The 22,226-nt window shown below is 72.3% G+C and carries 24 protein-coding genes and 1 tRNA gene; 14 read left to right on the top strand and 11 right to left on the bottom strand.

All coding sequences use genetic code 11. From position 1 onward, the window contains the following. Positions 1 to 425: 425 nt before the first annotated feature. Positions 426 to 1,412: an aldo/keto reductase gene (locus tag N4P33_RS09755; protein WP_260825930.1), complete on the top strand. Its 987-nt coding sequence runs from the start codon at positions 426 to 428 to the stop codon at positions 1,410 to 1,412. Further along, positions 1,409 to 3,451 carry a helix-hairpin-helix domain-containing protein gene (locus N4P33_RS09750; RefSeq protein ID WP_260825929.1) on the top strand — a complete coding sequence of 681 codons (2,043 nt, stop codon included), beginning with the start codon at positions 1,409 to 1,411 and terminating at the stop codon, positions 3,449 to 3,451. Before N4P33_RS09755 ends, N4P33_RS09750 begins: the two co-directional genes overlap by 4 nt. Before the next feature lie 45 nt (positions 3,452 to 3,496). Here N4P33_RS09750 and N4P33_RS09745 read toward each other — a convergent pair whose 3' ends face one another. Further along, a complete protein-coding gene (locus N4P33_RS09745; RefSeq protein ID WP_260825928.1) occupies positions 3,497 to 4,192 on the bottom strand; it encodes a hypothetical protein in 696 nt (231 codons plus the stop codon). A 47-nt stretch (positions 4,193 to 4,239) separates the two neighbouring features. Here N4P33_RS09745 and N4P33_RS09740 point away from each other — a divergent pair, with 47 nt between their 5' ends. Continuing rightward, on the top strand, positions 4,240 to 4,428 hold the full coding sequence (locus N4P33_RS09740; protein WP_260825927.1) for a DUF5703 family protein: 189 nt from the start codon (positions 4,240 to 4,242) through the stop codon (positions 4,426 to 4,428). Positions 4,429 to 4,476: 48 nt separating this feature from the next. Here the strand turns inward: N4P33_RS09740 and N4P33_RS09735 are convergent, their stop codons facing one another. The 3 genes from N4P33_RS09735 to N4P33_RS09725 all read right to left on the bottom strand — a co-directional run bounded on the left by N4P33_RS09735 (position 4,477) and on the right by N4P33_RS09725 (position 7,046). Continuing rightward, positions 4,477 to 5,205, bottom strand: coding sequence for a chaplin (locus tag N4P33_RS09735; protein WP_260825926.1), 729 nt, complete (start codon positions 5,203 to 5,205; stop codon positions 4,477 to 4,479). Between the two features lie 132 nt (positions 5,206 to 5,337). Continuing rightward, the gene (gene chpH, locus N4P33_RS09730) at positions 5,338 to 5,571 is read right to left on the bottom strand and encodes a chaplin ChpH (RefSeq protein WP_260825925.1); all 234 of its coding nucleotides are present in this window, start codon (positions 5,569 to 5,571) and stop codon (positions 5,338 to 5,340) included. 149 nt (positions 5,572 to 5,720) lie between these two features. Beyond that, positions 5,721 to 7,046 carry a M20/M25/M40 family metallo-hydrolase gene (locus N4P33_RS09725; protein ID WP_260825924.1) on the bottom strand — a complete coding sequence of 442 codons (1,326 nt, stop codon included), beginning with the start codon at positions 7,044 to 7,046 and terminating at the stop codon, positions 5,721 to 5,723. A gap of 174 nt (positions 7,047 to 7,220) precedes the next feature. Here N4P33_RS09725 and N4P33_RS09720 point away from each other — a divergent pair. Beyond that, positions 7,221 to 7,305, top strand: a tRNA-Leu gene (locus N4P33_RS09720). A 78-nt stretch (positions 7,306 to 7,383) separates the two neighbouring features. Continuing rightward, positions 7,384 to 7,755: a YchJ family protein gene (locus tag N4P33_RS09715; protein ID WP_260825923.1), complete on the top strand. Its 372-nt coding sequence runs from the start codon at positions 7,384 to 7,386 to the stop codon at positions 7,753 to 7,755. Positions 7,756 to 7,774: 19 nt separating this feature from the next. Here N4P33_RS09715 and N4P33_RS09710 read toward each other — a convergent pair whose 3' ends face one another. Further along, the gene (locus tag N4P33_RS09710; protein WP_260825922.1) at positions 7,775 to 8,476 is read right to left on the bottom strand and encodes a FadR/GntR family transcriptional regulator; all 702 of its coding nucleotides are present in this window, start codon (positions 8,474 to 8,476) and stop codon (positions 7,775 to 7,777) included. Between the two features lie 137 nt (positions 8,477 to 8,613). On the opposite strand from N4P33_RS09710, the gene N4P33_RS09705 reads away from it, so the two are divergent. Together N4P33_RS09705 and N4P33_RS09700 are read left to right on the top strand one after the other, a co-directional pair. Beyond that, positions 8,614 to 9,141, top strand: coding sequence for a gluconokinase (locus N4P33_RS09705; protein ID WP_260825921.1), 528 nt, complete (start codon positions 8,614 to 8,616; stop codon positions 9,139 to 9,141). An 85-nt stretch (positions 9,142 to 9,226) separates the two neighbouring features. Beyond that, a complete protein-coding gene (locus N4P33_RS09700) occupies positions 9,227 to 10,624 on the top strand; it encodes a GntP family permease (RefSeq protein ID WP_260825920.1) in 1,398 nt (465 codons plus the stop codon). Positions 10,625 to 10,685: 61 nt separating this feature from the next. Here N4P33_RS09700 and N4P33_RS09695 read toward each other — a convergent pair whose 3' ends face one another. The 4 genes from N4P33_RS09695 to N4P33_RS09680 all read right to left on the bottom strand — a co-directional run bounded on the left by N4P33_RS09695 (position 10,686) and on the right by N4P33_RS09680 (position 14,675). Continuing rightward, positions 10,686 to 11,312, bottom strand: coding sequence for a cytochrome b/b6 domain-containing protein (locus N4P33_RS09695; protein ID WP_260825919.1), 627 nt, complete (start codon positions 11,310 to 11,312; stop codon positions 10,686 to 10,688). After that, positions 11,296 to 12,033 (bottom strand): molybdopterin-dependent oxidoreductase, encoded by a 738-nt coding sequence (locus N4P33_RS09690; RefSeq protein WP_260825918.1) that lies wholly within the window; start codon positions 12,031 to 12,033, stop codon positions 11,296 to 11,298. The genes N4P33_RS09695 and N4P33_RS09690 overlap by 17 nt, the downstream gene beginning before the upstream one ends. 77 nt (positions 12,034 to 12,110) lie before the next feature. Further along, positions 12,111 to 13,652 (bottom strand): APC family permease, encoded by a 1,542-nt coding sequence (locus N4P33_RS09685; RefSeq protein WP_260825917.1) that lies wholly within the window; start codon positions 13,650 to 13,652, stop codon positions 12,111 to 12,113. A 72-nt stretch (positions 13,653 to 13,724) separates the two neighbouring features. After that, positions 13,725 to 14,675, bottom strand: coding sequence for a hypothetical protein (locus N4P33_RS09680; RefSeq protein WP_260825916.1), 951 nt, complete (start codon positions 14,673 to 14,675; stop codon positions 13,725 to 13,727). Positions 14,676 to 14,990: 315 nt separating this feature from the next. On the opposite strand from N4P33_RS09680, the gene N4P33_RS09675 reads away from it, so the two are divergent. The 4 genes from N4P33_RS09675 to N4P33_RS09660 are packed head-to-tail and all read left to right on the top strand — an operon-like array spanning position 14,991 to position 17,178. Next, a complete protein-coding gene (locus tag N4P33_RS09675) occupies positions 14,991 to 15,887 on the top strand; it encodes a DMT family transporter (protein ID WP_260825915.1) in 897 nt (298 codons plus the stop codon). 28 nt (positions 15,888 to 15,915) lie between these two features. After that, complete coding sequence (locus N4P33_RS09670; RefSeq protein WP_260825914.1) at positions 15,916 to 16,449, top strand: NUDIX hydrolase; 534 nt, start codon at positions 15,916 to 15,918, stop codon at positions 16,447 to 16,449. A 10-nt stretch (positions 16,450 to 16,459) separates the two neighbouring features. Further along, the gene (locus tag N4P33_RS09665; protein ID WP_260825913.1) at positions 16,460 to 16,852 is read left to right on the top strand and encodes a YidH family protein; all 393 of its coding nucleotides are present in this window, start codon (positions 16,460 to 16,462) and stop codon (positions 16,850 to 16,852) included. Next, a complete protein-coding gene (locus tag N4P33_RS09660; protein WP_260825912.1) occupies positions 16,849 to 17,178 on the top strand; it encodes a DUF202 domain-containing protein in 330 nt (109 codons plus the stop codon). The genes N4P33_RS09665 and N4P33_RS09660 overlap by 4 nt, the downstream gene beginning before the upstream one ends. 16 nt (positions 17,179 to 17,194) lie before the next feature. Here the strand turns inward: N4P33_RS09660 and N4P33_RS09655 are convergent, their stop codons facing one another. Further along, the gene (locus tag N4P33_RS09655) at positions 17,195 to 18,139 is read right to left on the bottom strand and encodes an NADP-dependent oxidoreductase (RefSeq protein ID WP_260825911.1); all 945 of its coding nucleotides are present in this window, start codon (positions 18,137 to 18,139) and stop codon (positions 17,195 to 17,197) included. Between the two features lie 197 nt (positions 18,140 to 18,336). On the opposite strand from N4P33_RS09655, the gene N4P33_RS09650 reads away from it, so the two are divergent. The 3 genes from N4P33_RS09650 (at position 18,337) to N4P33_RS09640 (ending at position 21,605) form a co-directional block, all read left to right on the top strand. Further along, positions 18,337 to 19,359 carry a phosphotransferase family protein gene (locus N4P33_RS09650; RefSeq protein ID WP_260825910.1) on the top strand — a complete coding sequence of 341 codons (1,023 nt, stop codon included), beginning with the start codon at positions 18,337 to 18,339 and terminating at the stop codon, positions 19,357 to 19,359. 5 nt (positions 19,360 to 19,364) lie between these two features. Further along, a complete protein-coding gene (locus tag N4P33_RS09645; RefSeq protein ID WP_260825909.1) occupies positions 19,365 to 20,579 on the top strand; it encodes an acyl-CoA dehydrogenase family protein in 1,215 nt (404 codons plus the stop codon). A gap of 156 nt (positions 20,580 to 20,735) precedes the next feature. Beyond that, complete coding sequence (locus N4P33_RS09640) at positions 20,736 to 21,605, top strand: LysR substrate-binding domain-containing protein (protein WP_260825908.1); 870 nt, start codon at positions 20,736 to 20,738, stop codon at positions 21,603 to 21,605. On the opposite strand, the gene N4P33_RS09635 is transcribed toward N4P33_RS09640, so the two are convergent. Beyond that, complete coding sequence (locus tag N4P33_RS09635; RefSeq protein ID WP_260825907.1) at positions 21,579 to 22,172, bottom strand: TetR/AcrR family transcriptional regulator; 594 nt, start codon at positions 22,170 to 22,172, stop codon at positions 21,579 to 21,581. The genes N4P33_RS09640 and N4P33_RS09635 overlap by 27 nt on opposite strands. Between the last annotated feature and the right edge of the window lie 54 nt (positions 22,173 to 22,226).

Below are 22,226 nucleotides of genomic sequence, written 5' to 3'. Positions count from 1 at the left end.
TGGCGCGGAATCGGTCGACTCGAGAAGCGGGGGCGTTGACGCGCCAGCCGCTGCGGGCAGACACCACCGCCCCGTCCCCTCCCCGCCGCGGGCGTCCGCGCCACGCCTACGCTGCGCTGAGCTTGCGCACCGCGCGCGTCTGCGGCCGTCGCGTTGGCAGGGGCCCGCCGTACCCGCGTAGCTGCGGGCGGTCGGCGATCCCGCCCTAGCTGCGGGCAGTCGTGCCGCTGGGGCGGCACGGGTGGGCGGTGGGGGTCCCCCCGCTCGAGCGAAGCCGAGAGTGGGGGAGGCACCCCGCGAGCGCGGGCCGCGACACCCACCCCCGGCCGGCACTGGCGTCGGGTGCGCTGGGCAGTACCGGGGAGGGCAATTCGCTTGTCCACAGGCACACACACGCACGGTTCTGGCCAGTAATCTCGGCGTTCATGGAGCAGAGGCATCTCGGCCGTACCGGCCTGCGTGTGTCCCGGATCGGGCTCGGGACTCTGACCTGGGGTCGGGACACCGACGAGCACGACGCCGCGGATCTCATGAAGACCTTCTGGGAAGCGGGCGGGACACTCGTCGACACCGCGGACGTGTACGGCGACGGCGAGGCCGAGTATCTGCTCGGGAAGCTGATCGACGGGCTGGTCCCGCGCCGGGACCTCGTCATCTCGACGAAGGCCGGGAGCGTCCCGGATCCCGACCGCCGGTTCGACGGGTCGCGCGGGCATCTGCTGTCCGCGCTGGACGCCTCGCTGGCCAGGCTGGGCACCGATTACGTCGACGTGTGGCATGTGCATGCGTACGACCCCGCCACACCGTTGGAGGAGACGCTCCAGGCACTGGACATCGCCGTCGGCAGCGGGCGGGCCCGCTACGCCGGGGTGTCCAACTTCTGCGGGTGGCAGCTGGCCAAGGCCGGGACCTGGCAGCTCGCGGCGCCGGGTGCGCGGACGCGGCTGGCGAGTACGCAGATGGAGTACTCGCTGTTGCAGCGGGGCGTGGAGCGGGAGGTGCTGCCGGCCGCGCTCGATCTGGGGATCGGGCTGCTTCCGTCCTCGCCGCTGGGGCGAGGCGTGCTGACCGGCAAGTACCGGAACGAGGCCATGCCGCCGGACTCGCGGGGCGCCTCGGAGCATCTGGCTCCGTTCGTCGCGCCGTATCTCGACGAGACGGCGAGCCGGATCGTGGACGCCGTGACGACGGCGGCCGACGGGCTCGCCGTGAGCGCGTTGCAGGTGGCTCTGGCGTGGGTGCGGGACCGGCCCGGGGTGGTCGCGCCGATCGTCGGCGCGCGCAACGCTCAGCAGCTCGCGGCGGCATTGTCAGTGGAGGCGCTTAGTCTTCCTGACGAGATCTGCCGGGCGCTCGATGATGTGTCGGCGCCCGTGCACCGGTATCCCGATCACGACTGGAGCACGCTGTGAGCACGCCCGAGACCCCGGAGACCCCGCAGGACGCCGCGTCGGCCGACGGTGCGCAGGTGTCCGAGGCCGAGGCCGAGTTGCAGGCCCAGCGGATCGAGCGGGAGCGGATCGAGCGGCGGAAGGCGGAGAAGCAGGGGCCCATCGAGGCCGGGGCCAAGCTCAGTGGCAAGGCCGCCGATCTGCTCGCCGCGGTGCGGGCCGTGGAGAGCGGGGAGAAGCCGCCGGCCACGGTGTTCGAGGAGCCGGCGCCCGCGCCGCGCAGGCCCGCGCCCCAGCCGGTACGGCGTGTGGTGGCCCCGGCTCCGGTGGGGGCCACACCTCATGTCGTCGAGGGAGTGCGGGCGGTGCTCGCCGAAGGCGGTGCGCCCGAGGGGCTCGCTGTGCAGGCCGCGAGTGTGCTGGGTGAGGGGGCCGCCGAGTTGCTGCGGGCGGATCCCTGGCAGTTGCTGCGGATCGGTGGGGTGCGGCCGGAGCAGGCCGACGGGTTCGCGCGGGCGCTGCTCGGCGGTGAGGCCGCGCCGGGCGACGAGCGGCGTGGGCGGGCGCTCACGGTCTGGCTGCTGGAGCAGGCCGCGCCGGCCGGGCACACGGCGCTGGAGATGTCCGCGCTGGTCGCCGCGCTGGAGCGGCAGGGTGTGCCGGAGGCGGAGGAGGCCGTGCGCAGTGCGGTCGCCGAGGGCGATGTGCTCGTCTTCCAGGACGCGTTGGAGGGGGAGGCCGACGCGGTCGAGGAGGAGGACGGCGAGCGCCCCGTACGGGTGTTGGTCGGGCTGGAGCGGTATGCGCTGGCCGAGGAGAGTCTCGCCGACGGGCTGGCCCGGCTGGTCAACTCCGTGCCCAAGGAGGACGGATCCCGCGAGGAGTGGGAGCGGGCCGCGGCCGGTGCGGAGGGGTCCGCGGGTGAGTTGATCCGTGCCGTCGCCGGGCACGGGCTGGTGCTGCACACCGGGGGTGAGGCCGCGCTGGCCGAGCCTGCGGCGCTGCTGCGGGCTGCGGAGGGTATGGGGCTGCGGGTCTGCGCGGCCGCGCACAGCCCCCTCGGGCGGGACCGCTTCGCGGCGCTGGTGGGCGAGGACGGGCCCGCAGTCGTGACCGTGGCCGGGCTGCTGGCCGGTGCCGAGGGGCCGGGGCGGGACTCCGACGGGGCGCTCGATGTGGACCTGCTCGTGGTGCTGGACGCCCCGCAGCTGGATGTCGAGGCGGCCGCGCTGGTGACGGAGTCGCTGCCGGACGGGGCGCGGCTGGTGCTGTCCGGGGATCCGGCGGTGCTGTGGTCCGTGGGTCCGGGGCGGGTGTTCGCCGATCTGCTGGCGGCGCGGGTGTGCCCGCAGGTCGCCTCGCGGCGGCCGGATCCCGGGCCGCTGGGCGAGCTGGTCTCCGGCATCGGGGTCGGGGAGCTGAACCAGGTGGAGGCACCCGGCAAGGAGGTCGTGATCGTGCCGGTGCGGGACGCGGGCGAGGCCGTGCACCGGACCGTGCAGCTGGTGGTGGACTCGGTGCCGCGCGCGATCGGTGTGCCGGCCGAGGAGACGCAGGTGATCACGCCGGGGCACGGGGGCGCGGTGGGTACGCGGGTGCTGAACGCGGCGCTGAAGGAGCGGCTGAATCCGGGGCCGGGGCGGTTCGGGGGCTTCGACCCGGGCGACCGGGTGGCCTACTCCCCCGCCCCGGGGCGGACGCTGCCGGGCCGGGTGGTGAAGGCCGACGCCGAGGGGCTGCACCTGTCGTGCGCGGGCGAGGCCGTCGTCGTACCGAAGGAGCGGGTGGAGCAGTCCGTACGGCACGGGTGGGCGCTGACCGCGCACCAGGCGGTGGGCTGCCGCTGGCCGGCGGTGGTCGTGGTGCTGCCGGGCGATGCGGTGCCGGCGCTGAGCCGTCCCTGGGTGTACACGGCGTTCAGCAGGGCCGACCGTCATCTGTCCGTGGTGCACGGGGTGGAGCAGGCGCTGCCCCGGGCGGTGGCCGAGGTGCCGGCCAAGCCGCGGACCACGCGCCTGCCCCATCTGCTGACCCCGCAGATCGCGGCGGAGGCCGGCTGAGAGGGCCGGTGCGGCGGTGACCACCGGGGGGTCACCGCCGTCGGGTCAGCGGTCGGCGTCGAGGGGCTCGAGGTCCTCGTCCTCGTCGAGGACCGGGTCCAGCTCGTCCTCGATGGCGTCGTCCTCGATGTCGTCGTCGGCCTCCTCGTCGAAGACCGCGCTGACGTCGAAACGGCAGACGACCCGTTCCGGGTCCACCTGCTCGAAGGGGGCCTCCAGCCACTCCCCCGGCTCCGGGGGGTCGTCCGTCGCCGTCACCCAGAGCGTGGAGTCGCCCTCCTCCAGGCCGAACTCCTTGTGCCGGGAGGCGATCTCGTCGGGTTCGAACTCGCCGAAGAGGATGCCGAGCGCGCCGTGGACGGTGCTCGAGGTCTGGCTGGGCTCGTCCTCGTCCGCCGCCTCGATCCGCTGGGCGTGCGCCAGCAGCCGCTGCGGCTGCGCGACGGCGTAGTCGCGGCGGATCAGCACGCTGAGGGCGCTGGGCTCCTCGGGTCCCGCGTAGGGCGGCAGCGCGCCCTCCCCGCCCGGGATCTCGAAGGGCGTGACCTCGTCGTAGCGGTCGTAGAGCAGTTCGTCGTACGCCTCCGCGGCCGCGGCCAGCTCGTTGAACGCCTCGTAGACGGCCGGGTCGTCCTCCCCCGACCGGCGTTCGACCGCGGCCAGGTGGCGGTCGAGCGCGGTCTTGACCGCCTCGGCGGCGGCGCGTACCTCGGCAGCGGTGGGCTGCGCAGCATCAGACATAGTGCAGACGCTATCCGTACGAGGCCCCGCCCCGCACAATAGATGCGATGCCGGAATACGAATTTGTCGACGTGTACGTACCGCGCGGGGTCTCCCGCAAGGAGACGACCCGTCTGCTGACGGAGCACGCGGAGTACGGTCATTGGGAGTTGTACCGTCTGAGCCTGTTGCGGGACGGCAGCCGCAGGGTGCGGTTGCGGCGGCGGATCATCCTCCAGGTGCGCGCCACCTGGTGAGAGCAGGGGCCCGCGGAGTGTCCGCCGGCCCCTGACGTGTGCCCGGGGTCAGGCGGCTGCCCGGGCCTTGCGGTAGAGGATCGCGCCCGCGAGCAGCGCGCCGGCGCCGACGGGCAGGGCGAGGCCCATGGGCAGGTCGCTGCCGGTGTGGGCGAGCTGGGTCTCGGGGTGGGGCTGGGTGACGGTCCGGGCGCCCGGCTGGTCGCCGCTGCCCGAGGAGCCGCCCCGCTCGGTGTCGTCCGGCGTGGACGGGGTGTCCGGAGTGTCCGGGGTGCCGGGCTCGACGGGGTTGCCCGGTTCGCCGGGGTGCTCAGGCGTCGCGGGGTGGCCGGTGGAGTCGTTCACGCAGCCGTTGCCCTCGGCGGTGTTGCCGCCGCCGATGACGTCGACGGTGTTGCCGCAGACGTTCACCGGGATGTGCACCGGTGCCTGGACCTGGTTGCCGGAGCCGACGCCGGGCGAGTCCGAGGCGTGCCCGCCCGCGTGCGAGCCGCCGTGGCCGCCGGAGCCCTCGTGACCGGACGAGGAGGAGCCGCCCTCGTTGGTGCAGGAGTTGCCCACGGACGGATTGAGGATGCCGATGACGTTGACGGTGTTGCCGCAGACGTTCACCGGTGCGTGCACGGGTGCCTGCACCGAGTTGCCGGAGAGGACGCCGGGCGAGCCGGACGCCGTGCCGTGTGCTCCGGAGTCGGCGTGGGCGGCCCCGCCCGCGGCGGCGATCACCCCGGTCGCGGCCGCCATGGTCATCAGTCCCTTGCGGGTGACCTGTCGCATAGCTGAATTCCCTGCCTTCGGAAAGTTCCCACGGGTCGGAAGACCGGTCGGCCCCGGAGCGCATGGCACGCGTTCCGGGGCCGACGGGCTCACACCCTTGAAATGGCTTGCCCTAGCGGGCGAGACACAACGTCACTGGTTGATGCAGGTGTTGCCGAAGGCGGGGTTCAGCAGCCCGATCACGGAGACCGTGTTGCCGCAGACGTTCACGGGGACGTGAATCGGAGCCTGGATCACGTTGCCGGACACGACGCCCGGGGACTTCACGGCGGCCCCCTGAGCACCGGAGTCGGCAGCGGCCATGCCCGCGCCCGCGAGAACCAGCCCACCGGTGGCAGCCGCGACAGCGACGACCTTCTTGATCATTATTCCTCCTTGTTGGCAATGCGACCCAAAGTTGCGGATCACATCACGGCTAACGAGGGGGAAGTAATGAGGCTACGAGCTTATGGTCGCCTTCACTCGTACCGGTCAACTCCGTACGTCTGCGCGATTGTCGGGGGCCGCGGGGGCGGTCAGGAGGCGTCCAGGAATCGGTCGAGGACTCGGACCCCGAACTTGAGACCGTCCACGGGCACCCGCTCGTCGACGCCGTGGAACATGCCGGCGAAGTCGAGCTCCGGGGGCAGCTGCAGCGGGGCGAAGCCGAAGCAGCGGATGCCGAGGTCGTCGAAGGACTTGGCGTCGGTGCCGCCGGAGAGCATGTACGGCACGGCACGGGCGATCGGGTCCTCGGCGCGCAGCGCGGTCTGCATGGCGTCGACCAGCTTGCCGTCGAAGTCGGTCTCCAGCGCCTTGTCGGCGTGCACGTCCTCGCGCTTGACGCGCGGGCCGAGAATCCGGTCGAGGTCGGCGAGGAACTCCTCCTCGTAGCCGGGCAGGAAGCGGCCGTCGACGTGCGCGGTGGCCTGGCCGGGGATGACGTTGACCTTGTAGCCGGCGCCGAGCATGGTGGGCGCCGCCGAGTTGCGCAGCGTGGTGCCGATCATGCGGGCGATGCCGCCGAGCTTGGCGAGGGTCTCCTCCATGTTCTCCGGGTCGAGCTCGGTGCCGAGCGCGTCGGACAGCTCGTCCAGGAACGCCCGTACGGTCTTGGTGACCCTGACCGGCCAGGTGTGGCGGCCGAGGCGGGCGACGGCCTCGCACAGTTCGGTGATGGCGTTGTCCGTGTTGGTCATCGAGCCGTGGCCCGCCGTGCCGTCGACGGTGAGGCGCATCCAGTGCATGCCCTTCTCGGCGGTCTCGACGAGGTAGAGGCGCAGTTGCTCGTTGACGGTGAAGGAGAAGCCGCCGACCTCGCCGATCGCCTCGGTGACGCCCTCGAAGAGGTCCGGGTGCTCGCGGACCAGGTGCTTGGCGCCGTAGGTGCCGCCGGCCTCCTCGTCGGCGAGGAAGGCGAGGACGATGTCGCGCGGGGGCTTGCGGCCGCTGCGCAGCCGGTCGCGGACGACCGCGAGGGTCATCGCGTCCATGTCCTTCATGTCGACGGCGCCGCGTCCCCACACGCATCCGTCGGCGATCTCCCCGGAGAAGGGGTGGTGGGTCCAGTCGGCGGCGTTGGCCGGGACGACGTCGGTGTGGCCGTGGATGAGCAGCGCGGGCCGGGAGGGGTCCTCGCCCTCGATGCGGGCCACCGTGGAGGCGCGTCCCGGGTGCGACTCGATGATCTTCGGCTCCAGGCCGACCTCGGCGAGCTTCTCGGCGACGTACTCGGCCGCCTTGCGCTCGCCGGGGCCCGAGTGGTCGCCGTAGTTGCTGGTGTCGATCCGGATCAGCTCGCGGCAGAGGTCCACGACCTCGTCCTCACCGGTGACGCTCCTGGCCGTGTCCGTCTCGCTCACGTGCTTCCTCCCGCTGTCACTGCTGGTGGGTTGCTGCTGTGGTCCCCCACATCCTCTCCCCGCGCCGCGCGGTCCCCAAGACCCGGTCAGGGCCGGGGTGTGATCGGCCACCGCGCAACACCTGGTAATGTTTACGTCGTCGCCGCGGGGGGAAACCCGCGCGACAGACACCTTGTCCGGGTGGCGGAATGGCAGACGCGCTAGCTTGAGGTGCTAGTGCCCTTTATCGGGCGTGGGGGTTCAAGTCCCCCCTCGGACACACGAAGCGAGGGCCGCGACCGCGAGGTCGCGGCCCTCGGGCGTTGCAGCGAAGACGATCGCGCCGCGGAGAGTGATCATGACCACGCGTTCCTGCCCGTGCGGGCTGCCCGAGGCGTACGAGGAGTGCTGCGGCCGGTACCACGGCGGGGCGGCGGCGCCGACGGCGGAGAAGCTGATGCGGTCGCGGTACTGCGCCTTCGTGCGGCGGGACGCCGCCTATCTGCTGCGGACCTGGCATCCGGGGACGCGTCCTGAGCGGATCGACTTCGATCCGCGGATGCGGTGGACGGGGCTGGAGATACTGGGGACGACGGACGGCTCCGCGTTCCACACCACCGGGACGGTGACCTTCCGGGCGTCCTACCGGGGCGGCTCGCTGCACGAGCGCAGCCGGTTCGAGCGGGTCGACGGGGCGTGGGTGTACGTCGACGGTGAGTTCCTGGGCTGAGGGACGGTGAGTTCCTGGGCTACGGCGCCAGGATGTCCAGTTCCTGGAGGGCGCCCTCGGTGATCTCGCGGGTCAGGCGTTCCGCGCGTTCGGCGTCGCGTTCGCGGACCGCCTCGGCGACCTGGACGTGGAGGGTGACGGCGGCCGGGTCGGGGTCGTGGAACATCACGTCGTGCTGGGTGCGGCCGGTGAGGACCTCGGCCACGACGTCGCCGAGGCGGGCGAACATCTCGTTGCCGGACGCGGTGAGGATCACGCGGTGGAAGGCCACGTCATGGAAGAGGTACCCCTCCAGCTTGTGGCCGCGTGAGTGGGCGACCATGCCGAGCGCGGCCTCGGTGAGTTCGGCGCACTGCTCGGCCGTGGCGTGGCGGGCGGCGAGGCCGGCCGCGACGGGTTCGACGGCGGAGCGCAGCACGGTGAGCGAGCGCAGTTGCCGGGGGCGGTCGGCGCCGGCCAGGCGCCAGCGGATGACCTGCGGGTCGTAGACGTTCCACTCGAAGGCCGGGCGGACGGTGACGCCCACGCGGCGGCGGGACTCCACGAGGTGCATGGACTCCAGGACGCGGACCACCTCGCGCATCACGGACCGCGACACGTCGAAACGCTGTGCGAGCTCGTCGGTGCGCAGGACGCTGCCGGGCGGGTACTCGCCTGCGGTGATCTCGGGGCCGAGGGTGTCCAGAACGCGGCCGTGCAGCCCCCGGCCCGTGGTGCTCATGCACTCAGCGTACGGGGCGGATCACGGGAACAAAAAGTCAGACTTATTTGTCACAGGCTCTTGAATTAGTCGTACCTAATAGGTTTCAGTTGCGTCGACATCACGTGTCGACGACGACAGCAGACAGTGAGAGCACGATGCAGCGACCGCACTCCACCCACGTCGTGGTGGTCATGGGCGTGGCGGGCACGGGCAAGACCACGATCGGTCCCCTGCTCGCCGCCCGCCTGGGCGTCCCGTACGCCGAGGGCGACGACTTCCACCCGCAGGCCAACATCGCCAAGATGTCGGCCGGCACCCCGCTCACCGACGAGGACCGGTGGCCATGGCTGGACGCCATCGGCGGCTGGGCGCAGGAGCGGGCCGGGCTCGGCGGGGTGGTCAGCTGCTCGGCGCTGAAGCGGTCGTACCGCGACCGGCTGCGGGCCGCCGCGCCCGGCGTGGTCTTCCTGCATCTCACGGGTGACCGCGCGCTCATCGAGGACCGGATGTCGCACCGGAAGGGCCACTTCATGCCCACGGCGCTGCTGGACTCCCAGTTCGCCACGCTCCAGCCGCTGGAGCGGGACGAGGCGGGGGTCGCCGTGGACGTGGCGGGCAGCCCGGAGGAGATCACCGCGCGGGCGGTCGCCGCCCTCGAGGCCCTCCCCGAACCGACCGCCTGAGACCCGCCGGATCCCGCACACCCGGGGCGGCCCCACCGCCTCGGTCTTCTCCCCCGACTCCCCGTAACTCGCAAGGGAATCCACCGTGACCAGACTCAGCGTCGAGATGCTGGCAGCGGACGCACCCGAGCCGATCACCTCGGCCGGCCACGCTCAGCTGGGCATCGCCGTCCTGGCGGGCATCGCCGTCATCGTCCTGCTCATCACCAAGTTCAAGCTGCATGCCTTCCTGGCGCTGACCATCGGGTCGCTGGCGCTCGGCGCGTTCGCCGGGGCGCCGCTGGACAAGGTCATCACCAGTTTCAGCGCCGGACTCGGCTCCACCGTCGCCGGTGTCGGCGTACTGATCGCCCTCGGCGCGATCCTCGGCAAGATGCTCGCCGACTCCGGGGGCGCCGACGAGATCGTGGACACCATCCTCGCCAAGGCGGGCGGTCGTTCGATGCCGTGGGCGATGGTGCTGATCGCCTCGGTGATCGGTCTGCCGCTGTTCTTCGAGGTCGGTGTCGTCCTGCTGATCCCGGTCGTGCTGATGGTCGCCAAGCGCGGCAACTACTCGCTGATGCGCATCGGCATCCCGGCGCTCGCCGGTCTGTCCGTGATGCACGGACTGGTCCCGCCGCACCCCGGCCCGCTGGTCGCGATCGACGCGGTCGGCGCCAACCTCGGTGTGACGCTGGCGCTGGGTGTGCTCATCGCCATCCCGACCGTGATCATCGCCGGTCCCGTCTTCTCGAAGTACGCCGCCCGCTGGGTGGACGTGCCCGCTCCGGACCGGATGATCCCGCAGCGCGCCTCAGAGGACCTCGAGAAGCGGCCGGGCTTCGGCCCGACGCTGTTCACGATCCTGCTGCCGGTCGTGCTGATGCTCGCCAAGGCGCTCGTCGACATCGTGATCGACGACCCCGAGAACACCGTCCAGCGGGTCTTCGACGTCATCGGCTCCCCGCTGATCGCGCTGCTCGCGGCCGTGCTCGTCGGCATCTTCACGCTGCTCAGGCCGGCCGGCTTCTCCAAGGAGCGCGTCTCGCCGCTGGTCGAGAAGAGCCTCGCGCCCATCGCCGGAATCCTGCTCATCGTCGGCGCGGGCGGCGGCTTCAAGCAGACGCTGATCGACACCGGTGTGGGTCAGATGGTCCTGGAGATCTCCGAGGACTGGTCGATCCCGGCGCTGCTGCTGGCCTGGCTGATCGCGGTGGCGATCCGGCTCGCGACGGGTTCGGCGACCGTGGCGACCGTCTCGGCGGCCGGTCTGGTGGCCCCGCTCGCGGCCGACATGTCGACCACCCACGCGGCCCTGCTGGTGCTCGCGATCGGTGCGGGCTCGCTGTTCTTCAGCCATGTGAACGACGCCGGGTTCTGGCTGGTGAAGGAGTACTTCGGGCTCACGGTCGGCCAGAACATCAAGACCTGGTCCGTGATGGAGACGATCATCTCGGTGGTCGCCGGGGCCCTGGTGCTGCTGTTGTCCCTGGTCATATAGCGGTACGTCGATGATGCCCGGCCGGAGATGCGTTGATTCAGCCTCTCCGGCCGGGCGTTTCTCATGGGCGCCACAGCGGGTGCTCGCGCTCGGCCCACTCCCGGCTCACGGTCCCCGTGCGCAGGCCCCGGCGGGCCTCCGGGTCGGCCAGGGCCATGCCGATGTGGCCGGCGAGGACGATCCCGATGGTCAGGGCCAGCCAGTCGTGCACGAAGGTCGCGCTGGTGCGCCACACCAGCGGGGTGAGATGGGTGAACCACATCATCAGGCCCGTGCCCAGCATCACCAGCGTGGCGCCCGCGATCCAGGCCGCGTAGAGCTTCTGCCCGGCGTTGAACTTGCCGGCCGGCCGGGACGCGGGCCGCTTGTCGCGGCGCAGGGCGGAGCGCAGCCAGGTGCGGTCGTGCGGGCCGAAGCGGTTGAGCCGGCCGAGGTCGGCGCGCAGGGCGCGGGAGGCGAGGCCGATGAGCACGGGCAGCGGCAGGGCGAGCCCGGACCACTCGTGGACGGTGACGACGAGGGCGCGGCGGCCGACGAGCTGCGCGAGCTGAGGGACGTACAGACAGGCGGCGGTGAGGACGCACAGGCCCATCAGGGCGGCGGTGGTGCGGTGCACCCAGCGCTGGACGGGGCCGAAGCGCCGGACGGCCGCGGCGGCCGTGGGCGGGGCGTCAGCTCGTAGGCTCATCGTCGCGTCCGTTCGAGCGGCCGACCCAGGCGTCGATGTCGTAGCCGCGCTTCTCCCAGTAGCCGGGCTGGACGTCCTCGGTGACGGTGATGCCGGAGAGCCATTTCGCGGATTTGTAGAAGTACATGGGGGCGACGTAGAGGCGTACGGGGCCGCCGTGGGCGTGGCTCAGGTCCTTGTCCTGCATGCGCAGGGCGACCAGGACGTCGGCGCGGCGGGCCTGGTCGAGGGTGAGGCTCTCGGAGTAGGCGCCGTCGAAGCAGGTGAAGCGCACCGCCCCGGCCGTGGGGCGCACTCCCGCGGCGTCCAGCAGGCGGGAGAGGCGTACTCCCTCGAAGGGCGTGTCCGGCACGCGCCAGCCGGTGACGCACTGGACGTCACGGACCAGACGGGTCTGCGGCAGGGCCCTGAGGTCGGCGAGGGTGTAGGTGGCGGGGCGGTCGACGAGGCCGTCGACGGTGAGGCGGTAGGTGGTGGCGCTCCTGCGGGGGACGGACGAGGTGACCGAGTAGTAGCGGAAGCCGCCGCCGTTGGGGAGCAGTCCGGTCAGGCCGGTGGGGTCCTTGTCGGAGGCCGAGGCGAGGAAGGACTCCAGGCCGCGCTGGAGCGGGGGCGCGGCGACGACGCCGAGTGCGCCGAGTCCCAGGGTGCCGAGCAGGACGCGGCGGCCGATGGGCTTGCCGCGCGGCTCCGGGTCTTCCGGTGGCTGTTCGGGGTTCACCTTCTCATTCGAGCACCCGCGTCCCCGGCGGGCCAGGGATCGCGGGTGCTCGTCAGGATTCCGTAACCGGCGTCGGGCTACGGCGTGCGCTCGGCCGCCTTGTCCAGCTGGAACGCCTCGTTGCCGAGGCCGATGCGGGCGTGGGTCTCGGGGGCGCGGGCGCGCAGGGCGAGGCCCTGGAGGAGGCCGGCGACCAGGGCGAGGGCGATGACGCCGGGGAGGATCCAGCTGAGGGAGGAGTCGGGTCCGGCGCCGACCAGAACGTCGAAGTCCTTGACCGTGTAGCCCGCGATCACGATGAGGGCGAGGCCCGCGAGGGCGGAGGTGACCAGGCGCCAGGCCTGGGCGCGGGCGGCGCCCCGGCGCACGAAGAACGCGACGACCGACAGGGAGGCCAGCGCCATCAGGACGATCACGCCGAGCGCCCCGATGTTGCCGCCCCAGGTGAACAGGTGCAGCACGGGCGCGGTCGGGTCGCCGGTCGGCTTGTCGTCCGTGAGGGCGAAAGCGAGGACGAGCACGGCGGCGATACCGGTCTGGAGCAGGGAACCGGTGCCGGGCGCGCCGCTGGTGCCGGTGGTGCGGCCGAAGGCGGCGGGCAGCAGGCCCTCGCGGCCCATGGCGAAGGCGTAGCGGGCGACGACGTTGTGGAAGCTGAGCATCGCCGCGAACATGCCGGTGACGAAGAGGACGTGCAGGACGTCGGTGAAGGTGCCGCCGAGCCGGGACTCGGTGAGGAAGAACAGCAGTCCGGCGCTCTGCTCGCGTGAGGTGCCGACGATCTCGGACGGGCCGGTGGCGACGGTGAGGGCCCAGCTGCTGATCGCGAAGAAGACGGCGACTCCGGTGACCGCGAGGAACATCACGCGCGGCACCAGGACGTGCGGCCGGTTGGTCTCCTCGGCGTAGACGGGGGCCTGCTCGAAGCCGAGGAAGGCGGCGATGCAGAAGCACAGGGCGGTGCCGACGCCGGCGCCGGTGAGGGTGTCGGGGTTGAAGGCGTGCAGCGACAGGCCCTCCTTCCCGGGGTCGGCGATGGCGGCGATGTCGAAGACGACGACCAGCAGGACTTCGACGACCAGCAGGACGCCCAGGACGCGCGCGTTGACGTCGATCTTCAGCCAGCCGAGCGCGCCGACGGCGAGCACGGCCGCGAGCGCCGGTATCCACCAGGCGATCTCGACGTCGGCGTAGGTGGCGAACAGGCCGGAGACCTCGAAGCCGAAGATGCCGTAGATGCCGACCTGGAGGGCGTTGTAGGCGACGAGGGCGACCATGGCGGCGCCCGCTCCGGCGGTGCCGCCGAGGCCGCGGGAGATGTAGGCGTAGAAGGCGCCGGCGTTGTGCACGTGCCTGCTCATCTCGGCGTAGCCGAGGCTGAACAGGACGAGCACGATGCCGAGCACGACGAAGAGGAGCGGCTGGCCGACGATGCCCATCACCGCGAATGTGGTGGGCATGACACCCGCGACGACCATGAGAGGGGCGGTCGCGGCGAGCACGGAGAGCAGCAGGCCCCCCGTGCCGAGGCGGTCGGCGCGCAGGGCCCGCTCCTGCCCCTTGAAGGTACTGATGCCCTCGGCTGTGGATCTGCTCGTGCTCGAACTGTCCGTCGTCATCGGGAGTCCGTCCTTGGGTCGGTTACGGGGGTCGGTTGCGGCGGTCGCTTACGGGGGTCGGGCGTGGGGGTCTCAGGCGGTGCCCAGGGCGGTCGCCCGGGCGGTGCGGAAGGCGGTCAGCGGGTCGCGGTCGGGGTAGGACCAGGGGGCCGGTGTGGCGTGGTCGCCGATGCGGTGGAAGAGGGCGGCGGCCTCGGCGCCCCGGCCCTCGCAGACCTTGGCGTGGGCGAGGAAGTTGAGGTCGATCAGGCGGCGCGGGTGGTCCTCGTGCTCCCACTCCAGCCACCAGTCGAAGGCGGCCTTCATCACCTGCCGGGCGCGGCGGCCGACCCAGTGCCCTGAGGCGGCCGGGTCGGCGGGCTCGTGGCCGGCGGCGGCCAGCGCGCGGTAGCGCTCGGCGTGGGCGATGACCGGGAGCACCGCGAGCGGTGAGTCGGCGGGGGCCTGCTCGGCGGCCCAGTTGGCGAAGTCGTAGACCTCGTGCAGGGGGTCCCGGCCCACGTCCACCCGGCGCTCGGCGAGCCAGGCGACCACCAGATGGTGGGCGTGGTGGTGGTCCGCGTACCGGGTGCGGACCTGCTCGAAGAGCCGGACCACGTCGCCGTCGGCGCCCTGGGCGCACTCCAGCAGGAGCAGACCGAGCCAGGGGGTGGGGTCTGCGGGGGCGAGTTCCGCGGCGCGGTGGCAGGCCTCGCGGGCGCGGGCGGGCTTCTCCTTGCCGTGCAGGGCGCGCCGGATCCGGGCGAGCGCGAGCAGCACGGAGGCGTCGGCGGACTCCGGTTCGGCCAGCAGCCACTCGCCGGCCCACGCGGCGCAGTACGTCTCGCGGGCGAGGACGGTGATCCGGTGGCCGCGGCGGTCCCAGTCGTCCCCCGTGCGGACCAGCAGCGCGCGGGTCTGCTGCCAGCGGCCCTGGGCGAGCGCGGCTCGGGCGGCGACGAGTTCGGCGTCGTCGAGGGCCTCGTCGAAGGACTGCGCCGCACGTCTGCGGGCACGGCCGAGGGGAGGCGGGGGTGGGGGCACCGCGGAACTTCCTCACGCGCTTTTCTTGTGGCTCGGTCCACGGCGGCGGTCGGGTACGGCAGTGGTCGGCTGCCGTCCGCCATGAACTGATCACGGACAGCAAACCGGCAGCCAATGGTGGCCGTCAAGGGCGCCTTGGGCGTTACACGCGTCAACTGTTGTGACTGATGGGGTAGTTGTGATCTGAGCACGCAGAGCGAAACGGACATTCTGTGACCCAATCGACTCCTGCGGAGGGAAGCGCTCCGCGGGGAGCCTCGCTAGAGTCGGCTGCTACACGTCCGTGACCCCGCACGAATCTCCGAGGTACGCAGCGTGTCGGTTCTGGTACTGGTGCTCGCCGTGAGCGCCGCGTGCTGTCTGGGCTTCGGGTTCGTGCTCCAGCAGAACGCGGCCCAGCGCGCCCCCCTCGGTGACTTCCTGTCGTTCCGGCTGCTGCTCGACCTGGTGAAGGTGCCGCGCTGGCTGGGCGGGATGGCTCTGATGGTGGCCGGCATGGCGCTGGGCGCCGCCGCGCTGGGGCAGGGTGAGCTGTCCCTCGTGGAACCGCTGCTGGCGACGAACCTGCTGTTCGCGCTCGCGCTGTCGCGCCGCCAGACCCGGCAGCCGCTCGGCCGGCAGGGCTGGGCGGGGCTCGCGCTGCTCGCGGGCGGCGTGACCGCGTTCGTCGTGGCCGGTCAGCCGGCCGGGGGCCACGCCGTCACCGACCCGGCACGCCACTGGCTGATCATCGGCGGCATGATCGGGCTCGCCCTGCTGCTCACGGGCTGCGCGAGGCGCTCCCGGCTCACCCGGGGCCCGGTGCTGCTCGCGGTGGCCGCGGGGATGCTGTACGGCGTGCAGGACGCGCTGACGCGGGTCAGCGGGCAGCGCTTCGCCGAGGGCGGCTTCGTGGACCTGATGAGCGGCTGGCAGCCGTACGCGGTGCTGGCGCTGGGCGTGACCGCGCTGGTGCTGGTGCAGAGCGCCTTCGAGACCGCTCCCCTGCGCATGTCCCTGCCCGCGCTGACGGCGGCGCAGCCGCTGGCCGGCATCGTCTGCGGCATCGGCATCCTGGGCGACCGGCTGCGCACCGACGCAGGATCCCTGAGCTGGGAGGCGGGCGGCCTCACGGCGATCGTCGCGGGCGTCCTGCTGCTGGGTATGCATCCGGCGATGCCCCAGGGGACAGTACGGAAGCCGCAGGTCCAGGAGTTCGAGCTGCTGCGCTGAGCGCGGGGCGGGCTGCTTGGATGGCCCCATGAGTTCCGCTGACGAGGTCCTCGACATCGTGGACGAGGACGACGAGGTGGTCGGGCAGTGTCCGCGTGGCGAGGCGTACGCGCGGGGGCTGCGGCATCGGTGTGTGTTCGTGTGGGTCCGGGACGCCGAGGGGCGGGTCTTCGTGCACCGGCGGACGCCCACAAAGCTGGTGTTCCCCTCGCTGTACGACATGTTCGTCGGCGGTGTCGTGGGCGCCGGCGAGAGCTACGACGAGGCGGCGCTGCGCGAGGCCGAGGAGGAGCTCGGGGTGAGCGGGCTGCCACGGCCGGAGTATCTGTTCAAGTTCCTCTACGACGACGGCGCCGGGCGCACCTGGTGGTCGGCGGTGTACGAGGTGCGCTGCGACCTCCCGGTACGGCCGCAGGCCGAGGAGGTGGCCTGGCACGACTTCGTCGCCGAGGCGGAGATCGAGCGGCGGCTAGCCGCGTGGGAGTGGGTCCCGGACGGGCTGGCGGCGTACGAGCGGCTCAAGGCCCACCGTGCGGTCGGCGGGCCGCGTTCGCGCAGGTAGGGTCGCGGACGTGAGCGAGTTTGCGCGGAACGTGCGGTTGTGGTTCGTGCCCGGGGACGTACGGACGGAGGGCGAGACGCCCGACTACCGGTTCTCGCTGGCGAACGAGCGCACGTTCCTCGCCTGGCTGCGCACCGCGCTCGCGCTGATCGGCGGCGGTTTCGCCGTGGACCAGTTCCTGCCGGACCTGCGCTGGGGCTGGCGTGTGGGGCTGGCGCTGGCGCTCCTGGCGGCGGGCGTGCTGTGCGCGCTGCGGGCCGTCAACCACTGGGTGCGCTGCGAGCGGGCCATGCGACGCGGCGAGGATCTGCCGGTGTCCCGCTTCCCGGCGGTGCTGAGCCTTGTGGTGGCGGTGGTGGCCGTCGCGATGGTCGTCGTGGTGCTCTTCGGGTGGGAGGCGTGAGCGGGCAGTCGGCCGTCGCGCATGAGCGGGATCCCGGGCTGCAGCCCGAGCGGACGCGGCTCGCGTGGCGGCGTACCACCCTGTCCGGGACCGTCGCCGCCGTGCTCGCGGTGAAGGCGGCCCTGCAGGACGAGAGGTCGGCGGGCGGGATCGTCGCCGGTGCGCTGTGCTGCGCCTGCTGGCTGGGGTTCCTGGTCATCGCCCACGGCCGGATCCGCGCCCTCGCGGCCACGGGCAGCCCGGCCGCGCTGCACCCGCGCCACGCCACCGCGGCCGTCCTGTGCACGGTGGCGTTGGCGGTGTGCGGGGCGGCGCTCGTCCTGTAGAGCCCGGGGGGCCGTTCTACGGGGTCTCCTGCTCCCGGTCCACCGTCACCACGATCTTGCCGCGCGTGCGGCCCTCCTGACTGCGCCTGTGTGCGTCCGCCGCCCGCTCCAGCGGGAATGTCTCCGAGACGTGCACGCCGACCGCGCCCGCTTCCGCGAGTTCCGCCAGGTGGGTGAGGTCCTGGTGGTCGGGCCGTACGAAGTGGTAGCGGCCTGCGTAGCTCACCACCTCAGGGTCGGCGGTCGAGGTCAGCCGGCCCTCCGGGGCGAGGAGGTTGGCGGAGACCTTGAGCGCGTCGCCGCCGACGGTGTCGAGGACCGCGTCCACGCCCTCGGGGGCGAGGCCCCGCACCCGCTCGGCCAGGCCCTCCCCGTAGGTCACTGGCTCCCCGCCCAGCTCCCGCACGAAGTCGTGGTTGCGCTCGCTCGCCGTGCCGATCACGCGGGCGCCGGTGTGGACGGCGAGCTGGACGGCGAGGGAGCCGACCCCGCCGGCGGCGGCGTGCACCAGGACCGTCTCGCCGCGCTTGATCTCCAGGACCTTGTACAGCGCTTGGTAGGCGGTGAGCCCCGCGAGGGGCAGGCCGGCCGCCTCCTCGAAGGAGAGGTTGCGCGGCTTGCGGGCGAGGGTGCGCACCGGGGCGGCCACGTACTCGGCGAAGGTGCCACGGGACAGGAAGTCCTCGCGGACGTAGCCGATCACCTCGTCGCCGACGGCGTACTCCGCGACCGCCACGCCCGGCTGGACGACCACGCCGGAGACGTCCCAGCCGGGGATCACCGGGAAGACGGCGTCGAGGACGCCGTCGAGATAGCCCTCGCGGCACTTCCAGTCGACCGGGTTGACGGCCGCCGCGCGCACCTTCACCAGGACCGAGTCGGGGCCGACCTTGGGGTCGCGGGTCTCACCGAGTTCGAGCACCTCGGGGCCGCCGTACCGTGCGTAGCTGATCGCCTTCATGGCTCCGACCCTCCGGGCCGCCCCCGGAACACGCAAGCCGGATGGCCCACGACGGGCCGTTCGCGTGGCGGTCGCCCGGCCGGCGGACGCCCGGAGGGCTATCGTGGCTCCGATCACGTTTCGCTCCCCCTCTGGACGACATACCGACCGGTCGGCATCATGAGCGGGTACCCTTCACCTGCCTCGTAGGAGCGACGATGAGCCCCGACCACCCGCCCGGACTCGATCTCGACCGGCTGCGCGGCCTGCTCGAACGGGAGCGGCCCGGACTGGTGACCGGCCCGCTGACCGGCCGGCTGATCGAGGGCGGCAGGTCGAACCTCACCTACGCGGTCTCCGACGGCACCTCGAAGTGGGTCGTACGACGCCCGCCGCTCGGCCATGTCCTGGCGACCGCGCACGACATGAAGCGCGAGCACCGGGTGATCAGCGCCCTGCACCCCACCGCCGTACCGGTGCCGCGCCCGGTACTGCTGTGCGAGGACGAGGAGGTGCTGGGAGCGCCGTTCTACGTCATGGAGTTCGTCGAAGGGACCCCGTACCGCACCGCCGACCAGCTCGCCGCGCTCGGCCCTCAGCGCACCCGGAACGCGGTGCTGAACCTGGTCGACACGCTGGTCGAGCTGCACGCCGTGGACCCCGTCGAGGTGGGTCTGGGCGACTTCGGCCGGCCCGAGGGCTTCCTGGACCGGCAGCTGCGGCGCTGGGGCAAGCAGCTGGACGCCTCCCGCAACCGGGAGCTGCCCGGCATCGACGAGCTGCACGCGGCGCTCGGCCGGGAGCTGCCCGCCTCCCCCGCGCCGACGGTGGTGCACGGCGACTACCGGCTCGACAACGTCCTCATGGGCGAGGACGACACCATCCAGGCGATCCTCGACTGGGAGATGTCCACGCTCGGCGATCCGCTCACCGACCTCGGCCTGCTGGTGATGTACAGCAAGCCGCTGGGGCTGCCCGACTCCCCCGTCTCCACCACCGCCACCGCCCCGGGCCACCCGGCGCCCGAGGAGCTGATCGAGCGGTACGCGGCGCGCTCGGGGCGCGACGTCTCGGCGGTGTCCTGGTACACGGCGTTCGCCTGGTTCAAGCTCGCCGTGATCCTCGAGGGCATCCACTACCGCTACACGCTGGGCCAGACGGTCGGCCGCGGCTTCGACCGCATCGGCGATCTGGTTCCCGTCTTCATCGAGCACGGTCTGACCACTCTTCAGGAAGGCTGACGGACATGGACTTCGCGTTCGACGCACGCACCGAGGAGCTGCGCGCCACACTGCTGGCCTTCATGGACGAGTACGTCTACCCGGCCGAGAAGGTCGCGGAGGAGCAGCGCGCGGCGCTCGGCTCGCCGTGGGAGACCGTGCCGGTGGTGGAGGAGCTCAAGGCGGAGGCCCGCCGGCAGGGGCTGTGGAACCTGTTCCTGCCCGACTCCGAGCACGGCGCCGGGCTCACCAACCTGCAGTACGCCCCGCTCGCCGAGATCATGGGCCGCTCCCCGCACATCGCGCCCACCGTCACCAACTGCGCGGCGCCCGACACCGGGAACATGGAGGTGCTGGCGCAGTTCGGCGACGAGCAGCAGAAGAAGCAGTGGCTGCAGCCGCTGCTCGCGGGTGAGATCCGCTCGGCGTTCGCGATGACCGAGCCGGACGTGGCCTCCTCGGACGCCACCAACATCACCACGCACATCGAGCGGGACGGCGACGAGTACGTCATCACGGGCCGCAAGTGGTATATCTCCGGGGCGATGCACCCGGACTGCGCCATCTTCATCGTGATGGGCAAGACCGACCCGGACGGGGCGGACATCCGCCGGCAGCAGTCCATGGTGCTGGTGCCGCGTGACACCCCGGGGGTCACGATCAAGCGGGCGATGCGGGTCTTCGGCTACGAGGACCACTACCACGGCGGCCACGCCGAGGTGATCTTCGACCACGCGCGCGTGCCGGTGACGAACCTGATCGGCGAGGAGGGCGGCGGCTTCGCCATCGCCCAGGCCCGGCTGGGTCCCGGCCGGATCCACCACTGCATGCGGCTGATCGGCATGGCCGAGCGAGCGATCGAGCTGATGACCCGGCGGGCGGTGTCCCGGGACGCCTTCGGCAAGGCGCTGGCCCAGCAGGGCGTGGTGCAGAACTGGATCGCCGACGCGCGCGTGGCGGTGGAGCAGCTGCGGCTGCTGGTGCTGAAGACGGCCTGGATGATGGACACCGTCGGCAACAAGGGCGCCCACACCGAGATCCAGGCCATCAAGATCGCGACCCCGCGTACGGTCGTCGGGATCCTCGACCGCGCGATCCAGCTGTACGGCGCGGGCGGGGTCAGCCAGGACTTCCCGCTGGCCGAGCTGTACGCGGGCGCGCGCACACTGATGATCGCCGACGGTCCGGACGAGGTGCACCAGCGGTCGCTGGCGCGACGGGAGCTGAAGAAGCACCTGTAGCCGCTCGCTGGGCCCTGTCGTCAAATCCCCGTCTGCCTGGCGACGCCATGCACGCTCCCCCACTGCCCTGAGGGCGTGGGAGGTGCCCCCACTCGGCACACCGGGCGCCGACCACGTACAACCAGTACGCCGGTCGACGCCCGGCACGCCGAGAGCATGGCGGTCGTCACCGAGGGCGGGTTCACCGCCGCCGCCCGTGCCGAGCTGATCGTGCAGTCGGCGCTCAGTACCTCGATCCGCAATCTGGAACGGGAGCTGGGCGCCGATCTGTTCGACCGCACCGGCCGCCGGGTGGTACTCACGGAGGCGGGCCGGGCTCTGGTGCCGCAGGCGCGTGCGCTGCTGGCCGGGGCGGAGTCCGCGCGGCAGGCGGTGGCGGCGGTGGCCGGGCTGGAGACCGGGCGGGTGGCGATCGGCACCATCCAGACTCTGACGTGCGTGGATCTGCCGGCCGAACTGGCCGCCTTCCACCGGGACTTCCCGGGCATCCAGGTGTCCGTACGGGATGCGACGGTGGACGAGCTGACCGCGGCGCTGCGGGCAGGCGAGCTGGATCTGGCGTATCTGGCGCCGGACGCCCGGGAGCTGCCCGAGCCGCTGACGGTGCACGCGACCTGGCACGAGGAGCTGGTGCTGATCACCGCGCCGGGGCACCGGCTGGCCGGGGCGGGCCGGGTGCGCATCAGCGACCTCGCCGAGGAGCCCTTCGTGGACTTCCGCGCGGGCACGGGTCTGGAGACGGCGGTGCGGCGGCTGGCCGCGCACTGCGGGCTGCGCCGCCGGATCACCTGTGACGTCACCCAGGCCGGCCTGCTGGTGGAGCTGGTGCGGGCCGGGATCGGGGTGGCGTTCGTACCGCGGCCGATCGGCGAGCGGGCCGGGCTGCCGTGGCTGTCGGTCCGGCAGCCGGACCCGGGCCGCACGGTGGTCCTGGCCGGGCGCGGGGCACGGCCGCGCAATCCGGCGGGGGCCGCGCTGCTCGATCACCTCATGGACGCCTCAGGGGCGCAGCGCCCTCAGCAGTAGGTCGGCGAGGTGGTCGGCGACCTGCTGGGGGGTGAGGGGGCCGTCGGGGCGGTACCAGGTGGACAGGTGGTGGACCGAGCCGAAGTGGTAGTCCACCACCAGGTCGGCCGGGGTGGCCTTGGAGAAGACGCCCGCTTGCTGGCCCTCCTCGATGAGCGCGCGGAAGCGTTCGTGGTACCGGCGGCGCTCGGCCCGCACCTGCTTGTTCTTCTCCGGGCTGAGATGGTGCATGGACCGGAAGAAGATCGACGCGTCGTCGAGGTTCTCGATGGTGGTGACCACGACGTCCGCCGCCGCGTCGCGCACCCGCTTGTCGATCGGCTCGTCCGCGTCGGCGAAGTGGTCGAGGCGCTCCTGCTGGAGCCGCAGCACGCGCGCGTACACCTCGTGCAGCAGGTCGTCCTTGGAGCCGAAGTAGTGGTAGAGCGCCCCCTTGGTGACGCCGGCCGCCTCCACGATCTCCTGCACGGAGGTGCGGTCGTAGCCCTGCTCCGCGAAGAGCCGGGTGGCGGCGGCCAGGAGCCGCTGCGGCACAGGAGTCCCGTCACCGTCCGTCGTCCTGGGCACTGCCGCCACCTGCCTTCCATGTCACTGCCAGTCGTCGCTGAACAGTCGTCGTAT

It is taken from the genome of Streptomyces sp. 15-116A (genome assembly GCF_025290915.1).
Taxonomy (GTDB): domain Bacteria; phylum Actinomycetota; class Actinomycetes; order Streptomycetales; family Streptomycetaceae; genus Streptomyces.
Note: the sequence above shows the minus strand (reverse complement) of the source record. Positions and strands in the feature narration are given on the sequence as shown.

What these genes read in the sequence shown, in the direction of transcription:
- N4P33_RS09755 (WP_260825930.1), top strand. Translation starts at nt 426, where the DNA reads ATGGAGCAGAGGCATCTCGGCCGTACCGGCCTGCGTGTGTCCCGGATC.
- N4P33_RS09745 (WP_260825928.1), bottom strand. Translation starts at nt 4,192, where the DNA reads ATGTCTGATGCTGCGCAGCCCACCGCTGCCGAGGTACGCGCCGCCGCC.
- N4P33_RS09740 (WP_260825927.1), top strand. Translation starts at nt 4,240, where the DNA reads ATGCCGGAATACGAATTTGTCGACGTGTACGTACCGCGCGGGGTCTCC.
- N4P33_RS09735 (WP_260825926.1), bottom strand. Translation starts at nt 5,205, where the DNA reads ATGCGACAGGTCACCCGCAAGGGACTGATGACCATGGCGGCCGCGACC.
- chpH (WP_260825925.1), bottom strand. Translation starts at nt 5,571, where the DNA reads ATGATCAAGAAGGTCGTCGCTGTCGCGGCTGCCACCGGTGGGCTGGTT.
- N4P33_RS09715 (WP_260825923.1), top strand. Translation starts at nt 7,384, where the DNA reads ATGACCACGCGTTCCTGCCCGTGCGGGCTGCCCGAGGCGTACGAGGAG.
- N4P33_RS09710 (WP_260825922.1), bottom strand. Translation starts at nt 8,476, where the DNA reads ATGAGCACCACGGGCCGGGGGCTGCACGGCCGCGTTCTGGACACCCTC.
- N4P33_RS09705 (WP_260825921.1), top strand. Translation starts at nt 8,614, where the DNA reads ATGCAGCGACCGCACTCCACCCACGTCGTGGTGGTCATGGGCGTGGCG.
- N4P33_RS09695 (WP_260825919.1), bottom strand. Translation starts at nt 11,312, where the DNA reads ATGAGCCTACGAGCTGACGCCCCGCCCACGGCCGCCGCGGCCGTCCGG.
- N4P33_RS09685 (WP_260825917.1), bottom strand. Translation starts at nt 13,652, where the DNA reads ATGACGACGGACAGTTCGAGCACGAGCAGATCCACAGCCGAGGGCATC.
- N4P33_RS09670 (WP_260825914.1), top strand. Translation starts at nt 15,916, where the DNA reads ATGAGTTCCGCTGACGAGGTCCTCGACATCGTGGACGAGGACGACGAG.
- N4P33_RS09655 (WP_260825911.1), bottom strand. Translation starts at nt 18,139, where the DNA reads ATGAAGGCGATCAGCTACGCACGGTACGGCGGCCCCGAGGTGCTCGAA.
- N4P33_RS09650 (WP_260825910.1), top strand. Translation starts at nt 18,337, where the DNA reads ATGAGCCCCGACCACCCGCCCGGACTCGATCTCGACCGGCTGCGCGGC.
- N4P33_RS09645 (WP_260825909.1), top strand. Translation starts at nt 19,365, where the DNA reads ATGGACTTCGCGTTCGACGCACGCACCGAGGAGCTGCGCGCCACACTG.
- N4P33_RS09640 (WP_260825908.1), top strand. Translation starts at nt 20,736, where the DNA reads ATGGCGGTCGTCACCGAGGGCGGGTTCACCGCCGCCGCCCGTGCCGAG.